The sequence below is a fragment of the Microbulbifer maximicatervae (SeqCode) genome (assembly GCF_052467305.1).
On record NZ_CP174306.1, the window covers coordinates 2,819,108 to 2,837,033 of the forward strand.

Here is a 17,926-nt window from a genome sequence, read left to right on the forward strand (position 1 = left end):
CAAGCCACAAACGCCCGCTTTTAAACCACCAGCGGGCACTACTCCCCCGACTGACAAACCGGGGCTGCAATTATCCAGGAAGGTCCCTAGTGATAAATACACTCAACTTGATAACGATTTATTAAGTGCATTAATATAAAAGTCACTTTTTATCCGGCATATCTGATGAATGACTACAGAACCCAGGCAAAAGCTATCCCGCCGCTATTGGAAAACGTCCATGGCGCCGCCCAAGCCCTTAGAGAATCCCTGGAGTTGCTGCAAAATGCCGAGAAACCCTGGCAGCACTATCTACTTCAGCCCCCTTTCGCACAGGATGCCGCACTCAGTCTCAATCAGAGCTTTGAACGCCCCTATTCACTATCAGGCGCTCTATACTCTCAACTCGACTACCTGGAGCCCATTAGCGCCGGAGGAGATGCCCGCGCTACTTTACAGGTACCGGGTTTATTGGCGGTGCCGACCAAAGCCCTTGAGTTTGCTCAACAACTCAATAACCACAAAGAGATCTTTGCCAAGGCTATCGCCGAACTTCGCAGCGCCCTGGCGGAGCGGCCAGTAGCAGAGCAGGATCGCACTGTGCGGGAAACCCTTGCGGATGCCGGATACCCCCGCGCACATCTACGCCAATGCTACCGCCTGGTGTTGATGTGCCCGAAGCGGCCCGATGCCATCACCCTTTCATGGATTAAGGCGCGTAAATCTATTCGCAAGGTCACGGTGAAATGGTGTGAAAAGAAGTTGGTGCAGCTGGACCCTCAGGGGTCCGATCCCGGTATCCAATACCAGCGCCAGTTGCTCGCCGGGCTACACAAAAGCCAGCAGGAGGATTTGCGCCAGGTGCAAGTGCAGAGTCGCCCCAATCTCCAGGTAGCGGAAATCTTCTACGGGCATGAGCTAGGTGAAGAAGAGGAATATCATCAGGTCGGCTATTCCTCCATGCCGATCCTGGTAGAAGCCAACGAGGCCGGGCAGCTGCCTGAATTCACCCGAGTTGACCACCAACCGAGCTTGAGTCGACGGCGCCAGCGGCGGGATCTGGCAATCGCCAGTGAACCCTTTCTACCGGCGCTCAGAGTATTTTTGCGCCAGCAGCGCTAAATCCAAGCCCCCCAAATGAGGCTGCCATCAATTTTTGAACCTTCTTAGGTAATACCAGGCACCACATAGCGCTGGTAATAGGCGACAGACAGTGCGTAAAACTCCTCATCTATAAGGCGGCGAATTTCCACCAGAGAGACACCGCGCGCCTGCGCAGTGGTCTGCAACCCAAACGCTATCAAGTCACCTATTTGGCTGGCCCCTGCCCGCAATAGTTCGAACACCCAACAGTAGGGATTTTGACTTTCATCAAAGCGGACCCGCTGGTGATGAAGCTGCTCCAATAGCAGCTCGTGATCCACGATCTCCAACTGGCTGCGCACTGCGTTCACCAAATACCCTTCACGGCGCTCGGCAATTATCCGGCGCTGTTCTTCACTGTAGGCATTCCAATCAATCACCTCGTGTGCAAAGCGCTTGCAGCCACGGCAAACATCATCGCCAATTCCCGTGGAGCAAACGCCGATACAGGGCGTGCGAACCTTCTTATACATTAACTATCCGACCAACCTATTTATGCCGCCCGCGCGGCCTTCAAATTGCGCGTAGCCTATTTTGTTTCCGCCGCCAAGAAAAGGGGGGAAGTACCAGCTGCCAAACCACTAAAATTCACCCAGCAAATAGTCATAATTCACTTAAATTATTGATTTTTCGATAAACTTAACAGCTGTAGGGCTTTCCTGTAGTATTCGCCCCCCGCCATCAGCGGCCTCGAAAAAAAATCCCGGCTGACAGTTAATAGACCGGGAATTCCACCCGCTGTAGGTGCCACCCCACACACCAAGAGGGACTTATCAGTGCTTGAAGCCTATCGCAAACACGTCGCCGAACGCGCCGAACAAGGCATTCCACCAAAGCCATTGGATGCCGAGCAAGTCGCCGGCCTGGTTGAATTGCTGAAAAACCCGCCTAAAGGCGAAGAACAGGAACTGGTTGACCTGCTCACCCAACGCGTTCCGCCGGGCGTTGACGAAGCCGCTTATGTAAAAGCTGGTTTCCTGTCCGCCATTATTAAAGGTGAAGCAGAATCCCCCCTGATCGATCGCAAACACGCTGTAGAACTGCTGGGCCAAATGCTGGGCGGATACAATATCTCCACCCTGGTCGAGATGCTCGACGACAAAGATCTGGCCGGACTGGCTGCCGAACAGCTGAAAGGCACCCTGCTGATGTTTGACGCCTTCCACGATGTGGAAGAGAAAGCCAAAGCCGGCAATGAATTCGCCAAAGCCGTTATCCAATCCTGGGCGGATGCCGAGTGGTTCACCAAGCGCAACAAAGTACCCGAGAGCATCAAAGTTGCCGTATTCAAGGTAACTGGCGAAACCAACACTGACGACCTGTCTCCGGCACCGGATGCCTGGTCCCGTCCGGACATTCCCCTGCACGCGCTGGCCATGTACAAAATGAAGCGCGACGGCCTGGAGCCAGAAGAAGCAGGCGTTACCGGTCCGCTGAAGCAGATCGAAGAAGTTAAAGCCAAAGGCCTGCCCGTTGCTTTCGTTGGCGACGTAGTAGGTACCGGTTCTTCCCGTAAGTCCGCCACCAACTCCGTGCTGTGGTACTTCGGTGAAGAAATGCCTGGCGTACCCAACAAGAAAGGTGGCGGTATTTGTATCGGCGGTAAAGTTGCCCCGATCTTCTACAACACCATGGAAGATGCCGGCGCACTGGTATTCGAAGCCCCCGTTGACGAACTGGGCATGGGCGACGTTATCGAGATCCGCCCTTACGACGGCAAGATCCTGGCCGAAGACGGCAAAGTCCTGTCTGAATTCCAACTGAAGTCCGACGTACTGCTGGACGAAGTTCAGGCTGGCGGTCGTATCAACCTGATCATCGGTCGCGGCCTGACCGGCAAAGCCCGTGAAGCCCTGGGCCTGGCACCTTCCGAGCTGTTCCGCAAGCCTGAGCAACCTGCCGACACCGGCAAAGGTTACACTCTGGCGCAGAAGATGGTTGGTAAAGCTTGTGGCGTTGAAGGTATCCGTCCGGGCACCTACTGCGAGCCGAAAATGACCACTGTGGGCTCCCAGGACACCACTGGCCCCATGACCCGCGACGAACTGAAAGACCTGGCCTGCCTCGGCTTCTCCGCCGACCTGGTAATGCAGTCTTTCTGTCACACTGCGGCCTACCCCAAGCCCGTTGATATCAGCACCCAGCACACCCTGCCGGACTTCATCATGAACCGTGGCGGTGTTTCCCTGCGCCCGGCAGACGGCATCATCCACAGCTGGCTGAACCGCATGCTGCTGCCGGACACCGTAGGTACCGGTGGTGACTCCCACACCCGCTTCCCCATGGGTATCTCCTTCCCGGCAGGTTCTGGTCTGGTAGCTTTCGCCGCCGCTACCGGTGTTATGCCGCTGGATATGCCTGAGTCCGTACTGGTGCGCTTCAAGGGCAAAATGCAGCCCGGCATCACCCTGCGCGACCTGGTGCACTCCATTCCTCTCTACGCCATCAAGCAGGGCCTGCTGACCGTTGAGAAGAAAGGCAAGAAGAACATCTTCTCCGGCCGCATCCTCGAGATCGAAGGCCTGGAAGACCTGACTGTAGAGCAGGCATTCGAGCTGTCCGACGCCTCCGCCGAGCGCTCCGCTGCTGGCTGTACCATCAAGCTGTCCGAAGACACCATGTCTGAGTACCTGCGCTCCAACGTAACCCTGTTGCGCTGGATGATCGCTGAAGGTTACGGCTCCAAGCGTACCCTGGAGCGCCGCGCGCGCGCCATGGAAGAGTGGCTGGCCAACCCGAAACTGATGGAAGCGGACGCCGACGCTGAGTACCTGGAAGTAATCGAGATCGACCTGGCCGAGATCAAAGAGCCGATCGTATGTGCTCCGAACGATCCTGACGACGCTCGCCTGCTGTCCGACGTTGCTGGCGACAAGGTAGATGAAGTGTTTATCGGCTCCTGTATGACCAACATCGGTCACTTCCGCGCTGCCGGTAAACTGCTGCAAGAACACAAAGGTGGTATCTCCACTCGCATGTGGATCTCTCCGCCCACCAAGATGGACGAGCACCAGTTGATGGAAGAGGGTTACTACAACATCTACGGCTCTGCCGGTGCCCGCACCGAAATGCCCGGATGTTCCCTGTGTATGGGTAACCAGGCGCGTGTGGCACCGAATGCTACCGTACTGTCTACCTCTACCCGTAACTTCCCCAACCGTCTGGGCGATGGTGCCAACGTGTACCTGACCTCCGCTGAGCTGGCTTCTGTAGGCGCCATCCTGGGTAAACTGCCGACTCCGGCTGAGTACCAGGAATACGCACAGAACCTGGACTCCATGTCCAGTGAGATCTACCGCTACCTGAACTTCGATCAGATTGAAGACTTCCAGAAGTCTGCCGAAGAAGGCAAGCGCATCGCAGCGACTCAGATCCAGGAAGTTACCGTTTAAGTACGGACGAGCCTTTAAAAAACCCGCCTAAAGGCGGGTTTTTTAATTTCCGTACAATATATTAAACTTACCCTTCCATTACTTCAGACCAAGCCTTTCAAAAACTTAGCAGTACTTCATCAAATGAAAAGAATGTTAAAAAAGTTGGTTCGCCCATCACTTGCTAGACTCCCTATAAAATTAACCTCCCCACCTAAAATTTTCTTTTGTCACGTACCAAAATGTGCCGGCTCCTCCCTCAACTCTGCCATTAGCTCTCAATACTATGAGCCCAACAAACTAGACACTTTTGGTATCAAGCGAGCAGTAAGCAAACGTACAGCAGACATATTAGATATCCCAATGATGTCGGTACGAGAAATCGTAATGGTCCACAACTTATCAATAAAATCGAACTATTACGGCCGAGGTCATTCATATTGCCGCCCAAATGTCGTCAAAAGTTTCTCCGGCGAGTGGAACTTTTTGACGGTACTGAGGAATCCTGTTGATAGATGGATATCTCTCTATACCTACAATACTTACAAGAAAAGTCAGTGGGATAAAAATACACTCTCTCTAAATGAATACTTAGACTCCAAAACTGGGATTAACGCTGGACAAGAGTATCTTCAATATTTTTCTAACTTTAATAATCGAAATCCATCAGAACATATTGCAGAGGCCCTGGATAACCTCCAACAGTTTTCCATTGTAGGCACAACTGGCCACCTTGACCTACTAACACAGCAGATCGAAGAGGATTTTGATATACAGTTGAACATCCCTGAAATTAACAAGAACCCCAACAATAAACTGGCCCAAGAAATAAAATCCGACCTCAACACCATTAAAAAGATCGAAGACATCTGCAAATACGACATAGAAATATTCGAACGATTTACAGAAAAGCATGGGGCAATATTTTCAGCAAAAGAAAATCGTCAGTAGAAAACAAAAGAGCAAGAGCGGGAGTAAAATCGACTTAGTCAAAAAAATACAAATCCCGCCCACCTTGGCCTAACCCCAGTAAACCCAATCAGCTTCTCGCCTCAATTAATAAACATAAACTAACCACCCTACCCACCGCAAAGAGAATTGTACTTCACTAAAGAAGAGAAGGTTTAAGTGGAAGCCTGACTCAGGTTAGAGTTCAATACGTTAACGTCCACACCTTAGTCAATTGGAGATATCTTAATTTACGGTTTAACCGTTAATTGGCGTATTTTATAGCGCCGAAATCCCAATCAAAAATCAAACCTGCTATATTAAGCCCATAATCACACGACTAAATTGATATCAAAGACATTTATCATACCTGCCAATAACCATTAAGAGCCCTCGAACTGAACCAAAAGACATATCTATATATGCAGAAGCCCACCAAGCCTAAACAAAGGATAATAGCCGCCCACAAGGAGACCTTTTGGGTACAGTGGCAGAATCGCTGGATATTTTTCACTCGTAAACTCAAAAGAAAAACACTAAAATTCTCCAGAACTATAATCCGTATCATCATTCACAGAAATCGTTTCTTCCCAACCTTTTACTTTCCTTACAACCGCCCACCCTACCCTAAAACCACACCAATCAATACCTACCTAAACACATCAAATAATATCCAGACCTTTATCCTCTACAGAATCATCGGCAACGACTTAGCTCCCCGGCATAGTGTGGGACAGTCCCGCAAGAATCTGGAATTTATTTTGAAGCATGAGTCGGTACTCGACAACTGCAAAAAAGTATTTATCCTCAATCGAATAGTCGACCCTAATGAAGAAGCAGCCATCATTAAACTGCTCGACGACCATCAACAAACCTTCATCAGAATCCCCTTTAGTTGGGACGACTATCGAAAAATAGAGTGGAACATTCTCGAACACCCCATCATCTATGCCCCCTATAAATTAAAAGGGCTACGATTACGTCAGGACTTAGCGACTCAGGCAGAGCTGAGCCTTTACCGCCATAAAAACAATTATGTAATGAACAATAATGGGGCCAGAAATCTCGCCCTCCAGGACGGTAAATCAAAAGCCGACTGGATTTTACCTTGGGATGGCAATTGCTTCGTAACACCAAAAGCCTGGCGAGCAATAAAGCAACAAGTACTCAACAACAACGCTTACCCCTACCATGTTATTCCAATGACAAGACTGCTGGATAACCAATCCATTCTATGTGAGAACTTCAAACCAACTCCCACTGAAGAACCACAAATAGTATTTCGATCTGATAGTACAGAGGTTTTTGATAACCGCTACTGCTACGGCAGGCGCCCCAAGGTAGAACTTTTATGGCGGCTAGGCGTATCGGGGAAATGGGATGAGTGGGCGATTTTCCCATGGGATCTACCCTGCCCCGATTACTCGGAAGCCGCAGGTCACTATACCCAGGGAGGCTGGGTAGCCAGACTATTTTCCGGAAAGCCGCACCTGGAGCGAACAGATCAGCAGTCCAGCCGGGATCGAGGAACAACTCGCTCTGAAGCTATCCTTGCCATGCTGGATCAACTCGATGATTCCAGCTTTTCCGCCGATACAAGCGCCCCTGGCAGCAAGTTGGCCGCAGCAGACAGGTGCGGCCTTCCCTATCTAATGCTATTAAGAGAGGCCAGGCAAAGGTCGGTAAAAGCAAAACAGAGGTCGCGGCCCCGTTCGATTAACAGCTTGCTTCAGGATTTGACCATTGTCGCCCTTGCCCAATCCCACTGCTCGAAGCCGGAATTCATTCAATTTATCGACAATAGCCTCATCAAGCTATTCCCCAACAAACATGAAACGAAATACAGCAAACAATTACAATCTGTAAATCCCAACCTACTGGTCCACACCCTCTGCACTTTAAGAGAACTTAAACAAGAACAGCAGATTCGCCTGATAGGAGTTGAGCGATTAGACTACCATCTGGAGCAATACCTTAGCTGGTTGATAGATAGTCATCGCGGGCAATCAATGCGTCCAAAACTTGGGCATCTTGGCACACAGTATGATTTACAAGTTGTAGCTTTAGCGCTCTATCTCAATCAAATACAAACTGCCAGAAAAACTCTTAGGGACTCCCGTTTCCGAATATTAGAGCAGTTTGATCACTCAGATAACCAAGTATCGAAAACCAAGAGTAAAAATAGTGTTCATTATAAATGCCTCAATTTTCAATCATGGATTTATCTTGCCAGTCTCGCAGAAACAATTGATGAAAACCTCTGGAACTTCACAGCAAGAAATGGGGCTGGCATCCAGCAGGGAATAGATAATTTTCTACAAGCGTTCGAAAACCACAAGGGCCCCAAGCATTTCGACCGGCAGAGACTGATCCCAATAGTCTATGCCTATAGACAACATTATGGAGAGCTAAAAATAAAACTTAATGCCGTACCAATCAGCCAATGCAAACCTGTTTTCCCAATCGAAACGGGAATTTTCCCATTTTGGAACCTCGGCAAAGAAGCACAAACTTCACCTTTAAAGGCTGCCGATCAATTAACAACTGAAGCGGAAAGATAGATAATGGATAGATTATCAAAGTCAAACTTCAGGCTTTTTATCCTCGACAAATAAAATGCAAATAATAAAAGCAAACATGGCCAGATAGGCATTTACAGTAAATGCATATTCAATACCCGATGGCATATCAGTGGCCATCGCCACTATCGTAGTATTCAACCCTAATCCTACGGCACCACCCGCTATTTGAAACATAAAAATGATTGCACCCGCCAAACTCGCTCTACTATTATCAACAACCGTTATAGCCACAGTGGTAATGGTGGAATTGAACAAACCAATACCAGCACCCAATATCACCAGGCCAGGAACCAAAGACATATATTGAGTATCCTTGTGGATATGAGATAGAAGATACATTCCCAGCGTCATCAATAAAGTAGCTGCCGATACTATCTTCTTTGCTCCAATCACATCATATAGCTTCCCTGCCAGAAAGCCGAAAACGCTAAAGGAGAGCATCATAGGGATCAACCCCATCCCCGCCTTCATCGCCGAGGTACCTCGAACATGGGTTAAGAATTGGGGAATAAAAAACAATCCCGCAAAGAAAAGTGCTGAAATCAATAACGTAGCAATAGAGGCGAAAACAAACCGTTTATTCCCAGCCACATCCGGTGGAATCAACGCCTGAGCCCCAACTCGCTTCTCAACGAGACTAAACAAGCATATAAGTAAGAAAAAGGCAGCGATAAGGCCGAGGACCAATGGGCTTTTGAAACCGACATCAACCACAAGATCAAACGCCAACAGCAAGGCAAATAGAGCCATCGACAGCGAAGTGATTCCGGCATAGTCAATACGTTCATCACAAGCTTCTGGAGAGTCATCAGGAATCACTCTCCAGCAAACATATAAGGCAACTGCTGATACCGGCAGGTTAATAAAGAAAATCCATCTCCAACTGGCATAATCTGCCAGCGCACCACCCAACAGTGGTCCAACTGAATTGGCAATACCGCAAACAGTAATCACCAGCCCTCCAGCCAAACCCGCTCGCTTTTCAGTCATCAGGCCATAGGTCATACCCAGGATCGACGGCCACATCATAGCCCCTCCAATCCCCATCAGTGCCCGGGATATCAATAACATTCCCATATTAACTGCAATCCCACCGATAAGTGAGAACGCCATAAATAGCAGGGTTCCAATAAAGAATACCCTACTCCTGCCATACATATCGGCAAGGCGACCACCTGAAATAATCAGTACTCCAAAGACTAAGGCGTAACCATTAATGACCCACTGGGTCGTTGTAAGGTCAGAGTGGAACTCGTGCTCCATTGCCGGCAGCGCGGGAGAAAAGGCCGTAAAATCATTGGCGACAAGGAAAATGGCAAGAGACAGAGCCAACATTCCAAGGTATAAATTCTTATCTAAGAGACCCTCTTGTCTTTCCATTGCGTAAACCTGTACTTACATATACATAAACCAATTGACATACAAAATGACGTTAAGCTTTTTCTTCCTTAGACCCTATAAATAAAACGCAAATAATAAAAGATAACATCGCCAAGTATGCGTTTAATGTAAATGCCTGACTAATCCCATAAGATATATCACCAGCCATTGCGACTATTGTGGTATTCAGGCCCAACCCCACTGCACCACCCGCTATTTGAATCATAAAGATTATTGCTCCGGCCAAACTTGCTCGGCGCGGATCAACAACCGATATTGCAAACGTGATTATAGTAGAATTGAATAAGCCAATACCCGCCCCCAAAATTAACAACCCGGGAACCAAGCGAATATATTGACCGTCCTGATAGATATGAGACAGCATATATAAACCTAAAGCCATTAATAGTGTTGCTATGGAGACAATTAGCTTGGTTCCCAGCACCTTATAGACATTACCAGCAACAAAACCAAATACACTAAATGCCAACATAAGTGGAACCAATCCCAGACCTGCTATTGTTGCAGAAGCTCCATGGACTTTACTTAAATATTGCGGGATAAAAAAGAACCCCGCATAGAAGAACTGGGCAATTAACAAAGCGACACAGGCTGCAGTGACAAAAGACTTGTTTCCTGCTACATCTGGAGGGATTAATGCCCCCTCAGCTGCTCTCCCCTCAACCAATATAAAGAGGCAAAACAAGAGAAAAAAAGCCATAAACAGTCCAAACACCAGATAGTTTTTAAACCCCACATCGATTACAAAGTCGAAAGCAAGCAGAAGAGAGAATAGTGCCGATGACAGTAGAGCAACTCCTCGATAATCTAACTTATCTTTAGGCACATTTAACGAATCTGGTGGAATCACTCTGAAGCAAAGATAAAGAACCACTAGAGAAAGTGGTAAATTAATAAATAGAATCCATCTCCAGCTGATATAGTCAGCCAGGAAACCTCCCACTAATGGCCCTACAGAATTTGCTATACCGCATATCGTAATAATCAGTCCACCGGCCAACCCTGCATTCTTCGGTGTCATCAGACTGTACATCATCCCCAAAACAGACGGCCAAATCAGCGCACTCCCCGCCCCCATAAATGCACGGGAAACCAATAGCATTCCCATACTTCCAGCAATTCCGCCCAAAAACGAGAAAAACATGAAAATTAATAACCCGACAATAAATGTTCGCCTCCTACCATACATATCAGCCAGACGACCTCCTGAAACTATCAACACACCGCAAACCAATGCGTAAGCACTAATTACCCATTGACTCGTAGTAAGATCTGACTGGAACTCTTGTTCAACCACAGGCAATGCCGGCGAAAATGCAGTGAAATCATTGGCCACAAGAAAGATGGCCAGGGACAGCGCGCCTAGACCAAGATATAGATTACTTTTCACCGAGGCCTTTTTATCAACCATACCTAAAAACTCGGCTAGTTCTCAGTGAAAATAGCTGCCATTAACGAATCGTTTTTGTAGAAAGACCAGAAAAGAAAATCATGGAAATCAAGAACCCAAGTAGTGCCAGAAAAGCATCAACCACAAAGGCCCGCTCAATCCCAACAGCGATGTTGGGAGCCATAGCCAGTAAAGTCGCATTAACTCCCAACCCAAGGGCCCCGCCCACAAATTTAAACATATAGATAATCGACCCTGCCAAACTGGAATCACTGGGCCCAACTACGCTAATTGCCGCTGTAACAATCGTAGGACTATATATGCCAATACTGCTGCCAACTATCAAAAGCCCGGGAAGGAAGCGAATATAAGATGCCTGGGGCTCAACAGCCGACAGTAGAAACAGCCCTACACACATACCCAAAGCACCAGCACAAATCAAAATCTTGGCGCCCAACCGCTCGTATAAAGCGCCAGAAATATAGGCTACAACACCAGAGCTGACCATTAATGGTAACAACGCCAACCCAGCCCCAAAGGCAGAAAAGCCCTTCACCTTGATAAATAGCTGCGGGATATAAACCAGGGTCGCAAAAAATGCGATAGCAACAAAGAACATACTGAGTCCAGCGGCGATAAAGCCTCTGTTCTTTATCAATTCACCTGGAATTAGCGCGTTATTAGGATCAACAGTTTCAACAACAGCAAAAAATATCATGAGAAATATGGACAGTACCAATAGGCCCCACACATAGAAGTGGGACAAGCCATACTGAACCACCAGATCCATAGCAAGGAGGAAACTAAATAAAGACCCACAGAGGGTAATAACACCCCAATAGTCAATTTTCTTATTGCTTCTCTGCGTACTAGCTGGAGGATATTTGCTCCAACACAGAAGAATAACCAGCAAAGCAATGGGAATATTAATAAATAATATCCAGCGCCAGCTGGCAAAATCAGCCAACAGACCACCAATCACTGGGCCACTGGCATTGGCCAACCCCGTTGTAGTGAGAATCAATCCTCCGGCCAGCCCGGCCTTATCCCTGGGCAAGAGGGAGAAAACCATACCCAGGATGGCAACCCAGGCCAAGGCTCCCCCCAAACCCATCCATGCACGGGCGAATAATAGCGTTCCTATATTTCCCGCAAATCCACCTACAAGGGAAGATGCAGTAAAGATATAGATGCCGGTAATAAACATTCGCCGACGACCATAGATATCAGCCATCCTGCCCGTAGACACAATCAAAACACCATACACCAGGGTATAGGCGTTAACGACCCAATGAATGGTGGTGATATCGACATTGAATGTCTTTTGAATTGCCGGGAGTGCCGGCGAAAATGCCGTATAATCATTGGCAAGAAGAAATGCCGCCAGTAGCAGGGCAAAGAGCCCCCAGTAGTGAGTGGGAGTTAAAGAGCTTTCATTGGATGCCATCGATTAAATCTACAGGTACTTTATATCAAGTATGGTGTATTTGTTCCAACACCCACCCCAGCAAAGCCTCAATTCGTAATCAAAAATCAATATAATTCGAGCCACTATCACATTTACATGACAACAGCTAATGATTACCATTAATTAAGCTACATTCCACTTGAAAAAACAGATTTAAACGAGCTTCATCAATAAGTACATGCCTACAAATTATTACAAAGCGCCTAAAGCCAACCTGGAAAGTAAAACCACTTCTGCGCCCAAAACTATATCCTTCCTTATTGCCCTTAAAGCTACTGCGCTAACCTGCGTCGTATTGCCAACTATTATTGCGGTTTTTTCCTTGCCAGGTGCTTCCGGAATTCAGATTCTTAATGGCACAGTTCCGATGCTGACATTCTATCTGATGACCACCCTGATATCTTTAATCGCCACCCTAACCTACGGGAAACTTGTAGAGTATTTCCTATTAAAGATGCAGAGATATAACCGAATTTCTATGATGTTGGGTGGTGCTCTTCCAAGTATTCTCCTTTCATGTGCTGGAGTTGCGACTTCAGAATCAGGTTTCTTTGCTTCTGCACTTCTTATCGCTTTATATTCAATTCCCATTGCATTTTTATGCCATTACTTTGTTAGAAAATCTGATGAAGGCATAGAAAGCAACTAAAAATCTGCCACCTCACCCTCTCTCAAGAAAAGAAATAAAAGCCTAAGTTCACGCTTGGGAGTTTCTTCTCAGAATATTGATAGTTAATTCCCAGGGAAAACACCCGGCCCATAATCAAAAATCGGAGGGTCATCCTATAACGTCATCCAATATCATTTTAACGATAGTGCTTTGGATGTCAGTGGTAGCTTTGGGTGAAAATAATTCAAGTAATTACCCAGGGATTTGAGAGCCGTCTTTGCCTAACCAGCTATTCAGCAGAGTCCCAAATCGACAAACAGGCAGTAATCCGCTTGATAGAACTTAATATGTTGATTTGTAAGGAAATAGATATGAAAACTTACGCCTCCATTGCTGCGGCAGTCGCTATAGCCATCAGTGGGCACGCTGCCGCCAATACTACCATTGTCAATCAAAATGGCGTCGGGAATTCAGCCCTGTCCAACCAGGTTGACCCATCCACGTCAGGTAACTTTGCGATATTCACACAAATCGGTGACAACAACTCATCGACCACATCTCAGGTAGTCAACACTACGAATAGTGTTATTAACAGCACTCAACTTGGCGACAACAACACTGTTTCATCGATTGATCAAAGCGACGCTACTACATCAACTGTTACCGTACTGCAAAATGGCCAAACCAATTTGTTTAATGCGCTTCAAATTAGCACTACTTCAAGCACTTCAACAACGACACAAACTGGCACCTCCAATCAATATACCACCGTACAAACTAACTCATCTTTGGATAACACCGTAATCACCCAGAATGGTGACTCCAACATGGGTTCCATGGTTCAGTCATCCTCCTCTGGGAATGGGCTTTTTATTACCCAGCTTGGAACAACTAATACCGCAGGAGCAGCTCAATCAACTGAGACTTCCGGCACCATCACGGTACTTCAAGATGGCACATCAAATATGTCGGGAAGTACACAATCTCTCGGAACAGGGAATACTCAAAGTACAACCCAGGTGGGAACGAGTAACACCTCATTAGTTCTTCAATTTACCAGTGTCGGAGATTCTGCTGAATTAATACAGGAAGGTGATTCAAACGATGCAGATATTGAACAAGATTTAGGCGCGGGCAATAGTCTCTACGCTGAACAACTAGGCACCACCAATACGGTCATGACCTTTCAAACTGGTGCGGGTAACGATGGTGAAATTCTCCAGGATGGATTAAGTAACTCAGCAGATCTATCACAGGATGGCGACTTGCTCGTAGCCTATATAGAACAAATCCAGACTTCGAATACTGCAACAATTACCCAAACATCAACCAACAATAATGCCAGTACTATGCAGATGGGTTTCGCCAACACCCATGACACCACCCAGGCAACAAGTGGAAACTCAGCAACTGCTACCCAGCTAGGTACCAGTAATACAGGTACCATCTTGCAGTAATTTATCGGCCGGCTCCTGTGAGACTCAAGCTGGAGCCGGCCATACCTGATGATATAGTGATATTTACTTTGCTATAGTAAATCTTTCAACAATTAAAGCCCCCAGGTTTTTCCCCGCCCCTATTTTAAATGTATAAAAGAAATGACTAACGTAATTAGTCACTTCTTTTTTACACAAGACAAGCTGCAATATAGGCCTGCAACTATCTCTTTAGGGATTTCTTCTCAGTAGATTGATAGTTAAATCCCAAGGAAAATACTGCTCACCTGACCGAAAATCGTTAGGTCATCCTACACCATCACCCAATATCATTTTAACGGTAGTATCTTGGGTGTCAGCAGTAACTTTGGATGGGAACAATTCAAGTAATTACCCAGGGATTTGAGAGCCGTCTTTGCCTAACCAGATATTCCGCAGAGTCCCAAATCGACAAGCAGGCGGTAATCCGCTTGATAAAGATTAATATGTTGATTTGTAAGGAAGTAGATATGAAAACTTACACCTATATTGCTTCGGCACTTGCTTTAGCAATCAGCGCGCATGCTGTCGCCAATACCACGATTGTCAATCAAAATGGCACCGGGAATACAGCAACAGCCAACCAAGCTGACCCCACCACGTCGGGCAACTTCGCGATATTCACTCAAACCGGCGACAACAATTCATCAACCACATCACAGATAACCAACTCTACAAATAGTGTTATCAACAGTACCCAAATTGGCGACAACAATACCGTTTCGACGATTGAGCAAGATAATGCGATCACATCGACAATTACTGTACTGCAAAACGGTCAAACTAATTTATTCGATGCCACTCAAACCAATACCACATCGGTAACTTCGACAACCACACAAATTGGCACTTCCAACCAATTCACCACAACACAACTCAATTCCTCCCTCGATACTGCCACAATCACCCAGAATGGTGATTCAAACACTGGATCTATTATTCAATCAAACTCTTCGGGGAATGGACTTGTTGTCATCCAACTGGGAACGACTAATGACGTAGGCGGTACCCAGTCAAGTGAAACTTCTAGCACCGCCACCATATTTCAGGATGGCACATCAAATATGGCTACCTTTTTTCAGGTCGCCAACGGATCGGGGAATATTCAGAGTACAATCCAGTTAGGGACAGGTAATACCTCTCTCATAACACAATTTACATCTACCGGTGGTACTGCCGAGCTAATACAGGATGGCGATTCAAACGATGCTGATCTTGGACAGCAGGACGGCCTCGGTAATAACCTTTTTGCCGAACAACTGGGTACAACCAATATGGTTTTTGCCATTCAATTTGGTGACAGTAACGATGCTGAGATCGAACAGGATGGCTTAAGTAATTCCTCTACGCTATTCCAGATTGGAGATTTACTGGTTGCCGATGTGGAACAGATTGGAGATTCTAATACGGTTACGATTAACCAATCAATGACGATGAATACCGCCAACATTATGCAAATGGGCACAACAAACACCCATGATACCACCCAGGCAACATCTGGGAACTCTGCAACCGCTACGCAAGTGGGCACTAGCAACACCGGCACAATCTTACAATAATCCACAGGCCGGCCTCCAGAATCACGAGCGAGGCCGGCCATTTTGTTTGATCTATCGAGGCCTGTATCTCAAGAGAATGGCTCCCGCCACCCTGTTTAATAGCCGTCAAAATATTACATACTTAAACGGCTCAAGCATAAATCCACTCGTAGAGTTAAAGCTACATTTCAGGGTTCAACTCTAAGGCCAGGGATACTTACCAGTACCCTCTTTCTCAAACTGCTCTAACTTCTCTTTGGCTTGAGGTAAAAGGTCATAGATTGGCGGATTGTTGGATATAAAACCGATCTTGAATTGTGGGGGATACTTAATGAGTTCTTTCATGTAGTCCCCTGCTGTTGTCATCACCGGTACAAGCATTGGCAAATGACGTACACCGATACTGACATCTTCCTGAGGATTGGAATAAAGGTTAAATAATATTGCCCCACCACTCTCAACAAAAATGGGACCACTGAACCCGCCCCAGTTTCCCCTCTGTACGACACCATTTTCGATTTCTGCCGTCCATACATATTTGAACTCATCAATACGCATGGCAGAAAAATACTGATTCATCGTATAGGGCCGACTACGGCGTGCAGACTGGCCATTATCCGCCAACAGCATTCCCGTTTGATCGATACCATCGATATATCGATCTTCACTAACAAAACTTGCCACCTCCCTACCGGGCTTGCCCGCTATTGAAATTGCTGTGTTAAAGAGATCAGCCAGATCAAACAACCCTTCAGTTCGGCGCGGCTCTATCATCCCCTTCCAATAGGCAAATGTCGGCACTCTTACTCCACCCTCCCAGCTCGTACCTTTACAACCCCGGAAAGGGGTTCGGCCATAAGGGGGAACCTCGCACTCGGGGCCATTATCCGAGGTGAAGAAAATCAGAGTGTTATCCAGCTGGTTTGTTTCCTGCAAAGCACTAAATAGCTGTGCAAGTACATAATCCATATGTACCATACAGTCGCTATATACTGTACGAGCTCGCGATTTCCCTGCCCACTTATCAGATGGATAATTATCAAAGTGGCAACCTCGGGGGGCGTGATACAAAAAGAATGGCTTTTCAGAGCTTTTCATTTGCCTAATGAAATTTACACTGTAATCCATCCACTGGTCATCGAGCACCTTGATAGTGTCCAGGTCAATCAGATGGAGATCTTCACACCGTTCCGTGTCCTGCGGCGTGCAATGAACCTCACTATGACTAAATGGCTCCTTCTGCATCATGGCAAAGCGCTCTGGAGACAGCGCCACTTCTGGATTGAAATAAACGTCCCGCCATTCCGTATACATATCTGATACACCGAGAAACCCTCGGTAATCGTCATAACCAATATTCTGCGGTAGTGAGCCCTTATTCTCTCCCATATGCCATTTACCGACCCCCTGGGTCACGTAGCCTAACTTTTTGAGTACCGCCGGCATAGTTACCGCTCCGTCCAAGCCACCAGCCTCACCGTACATAGGGGGGCGTAGGATTCCATGGTGTAGCGGATTTTGGCCGGTATGAATCGTAGCCCGTGTTGGCGAGCATGAAGGTGTTGAATAGGCAGAGGTTAAGATAAGCCCCTCATTCGCCAACTTATCCATGGTGGGTGTAGCATTGCCGACAGCAATTCCTCCTCCGTTAAAACCAACATCCATCCAGCCCACATCATCAAGTAAGAAAATCAATATGTTAGGCTTTTTTCCAAACTTCTCCTCCAAAAGAGCCAGCTTCTGTCTAGCTTGCTTTTCCTCTTGCGGATGCTGGATTACGGGATACATATTGTCAGCCAGCTTTACAGGCTTTAAATGCAAAAATTGATCCGGATGGCTGTATCCTGGTGCAGAAGTTGGCCCCGTAGTACTTCCCCGTAAATTCTCTGCCAGAGCAATGGGGCCTGACACCATCAAGATTACAGCAAGAGATACAACAAAAGAATTATCAGCCAAGAACCGCAACCAAGACAATTTCATATCCGAGATCCATTTCGTATAAATTTACTATTAGCAATCTC

The 17,926-nt window shown here is 47.0% G+C and carries 12 protein-coding genes; 7 read left to right on the plus strand and 5 right to left on the minus strand.

Going from position 1 to position 17,926, the window contains the following annotated elements:
- Positions 1-165 precede the first annotated feature (165 nt).
- Positions 166-1,101, plus strand: coding sequence for a hypothetical protein (locus tag ACJJI4_RS12420; RefSeq protein ID WP_444925344.1), 936 nt, complete (start codon positions 166-168; stop codon positions 1,099-1,101).
- A 44-nt stretch (positions 1,102-1,145) separates the two neighbouring features.
- Here ACJJI4_RS12420 and ACJJI4_RS12425 read toward each other — a convergent pair whose 3' ends face one another.
- Positions 1,146-1,595, minus strand: a complete 450-nt coding sequence (locus ACJJI4_RS12425; RefSeq protein WP_444925345.1) for a DUF1289 domain-containing protein — start codon at positions 1,593-1,595, stop codon at positions 1,146-1,148.
- Positions 1,596-1,898: 303 nt separating this feature from the next.
- Here ACJJI4_RS12425 and acnB point away from each other — a divergent pair, with 303 nt between their 5' ends.
- The 3 genes from acnB (at position 1,899) to ACJJI4_RS12440 (ending at position 8,002) form a co-directional block, all read left to right on the plus strand.
- Positions 1,899-4,514, plus strand: a complete 2,616-nt coding sequence (gene acnB / locus ACJJI4_RS12430) for a bifunctional aconitate hydratase 2/2-methylisocitrate dehydratase (RefSeq protein WP_444925346.1) — start codon at positions 1,899-1,901, stop codon at positions 4,512-4,514.
- Positions 4,515-4,637: 123 nt separating this feature from the next.
- Positions 4,638-5,444 carry a sulfotransferase family 2 domain-containing protein gene (locus ACJJI4_RS12435; RefSeq protein ID WP_444925347.1) on the plus strand — a complete coding sequence of 269 codons (807 nt, stop codon included), beginning with the start codon at positions 4,638-4,640 and terminating at the stop codon, positions 5,442-5,444.
- A 758-nt stretch (positions 5,445-6,202) separates the two neighbouring features.
- Positions 6,203-8,002: an alginate lyase family protein gene (locus tag ACJJI4_RS12440; RefSeq protein ID WP_444925348.1), complete on the plus strand. Its 1,800-nt coding sequence runs from the start codon at positions 6,203-6,205 to the stop codon at positions 8,000-8,002.
- A 21-nt stretch (positions 8,003-8,023) separates the two neighbouring features.
- Here ACJJI4_RS12440 and ACJJI4_RS12445 read toward each other — a convergent pair whose 3' ends face one another.
- The 3 genes from ACJJI4_RS12445 to ACJJI4_RS12455 are packed head-to-tail and all read right to left on the minus strand — an operon-like array spanning position 8,024 to position 12,261.
- Positions 8,024-9,403, minus strand: a complete 1,380-nt coding sequence (locus tag ACJJI4_RS12445) for an MFS transporter (RefSeq protein WP_444925349.1) — start codon at positions 9,401-9,403, stop codon at positions 8,024-8,026.
- Between the two features lie 52 nt (positions 9,404-9,455).
- Positions 9,456-10,835, minus strand: a complete 1,380-nt coding sequence (locus ACJJI4_RS12450; protein WP_444925350.1) for an MFS transporter — start codon at positions 10,833-10,835, stop codon at positions 9,456-9,458.
- A gap of 40 nt (positions 10,836-10,875) precedes the next feature.
- Positions 10,876-12,261 (minus strand): MFS transporter, encoded by a 1,386-nt coding sequence (locus ACJJI4_RS12455; protein ID WP_444925351.1) that lies wholly within the window; start codon positions 12,259-12,261, stop codon positions 10,876-10,878.
- Positions 12,262-12,460: 199 nt separating this feature from the next.
- On the opposite strand from ACJJI4_RS12455, the gene ACJJI4_RS12460 reads away from it, so the two are divergent.
- The 3 genes from ACJJI4_RS12460 to ACJJI4_RS12470 all read left to right on the plus strand — a co-directional run bounded on the left by ACJJI4_RS12460 (position 12,461) and on the right by ACJJI4_RS12470 (position 15,926).
- Entirely contained in the window at positions 12,461-12,931 is a 471-nt protein-coding gene (locus tag ACJJI4_RS12460) for a hypothetical protein (protein WP_444911108.1), read from the plus strand.
- Between the two features lie 194 nt (positions 12,932-13,125).
- Positions 13,126-14,349: a hypothetical protein gene (locus ACJJI4_RS12465; protein ID WP_444897801.1), complete on the plus strand. Its 1,224-nt coding sequence runs from the start codon at positions 13,126-13,128 to the stop codon at positions 14,347-14,349.
- Between the two features lie 350 nt (positions 14,350-14,699).
- Positions 14,700-15,926 carry a hypothetical protein gene (locus tag ACJJI4_RS12470; RefSeq protein WP_413662556.1) on the plus strand — a complete coding sequence of 409 codons (1,227 nt, stop codon included), beginning with the start codon at positions 14,700-14,702 and terminating at the stop codon, positions 15,924-15,926.
- 180 nt (positions 15,927-16,106) lie between these two features.
- On the opposite strand, the gene ACJJI4_RS12475 is transcribed toward ACJJI4_RS12470, so the two are convergent.
- Positions 16,107-17,885: a sulfatase-like hydrolase/transferase gene (locus ACJJI4_RS12475; protein ID WP_444925352.1), complete on the minus strand. Its 1,779-nt coding sequence runs from the start codon at positions 17,883-17,885 to the stop codon at positions 16,107-16,109.
- Positions 17,886-17,926 lie beyond the last annotated feature (41 nt).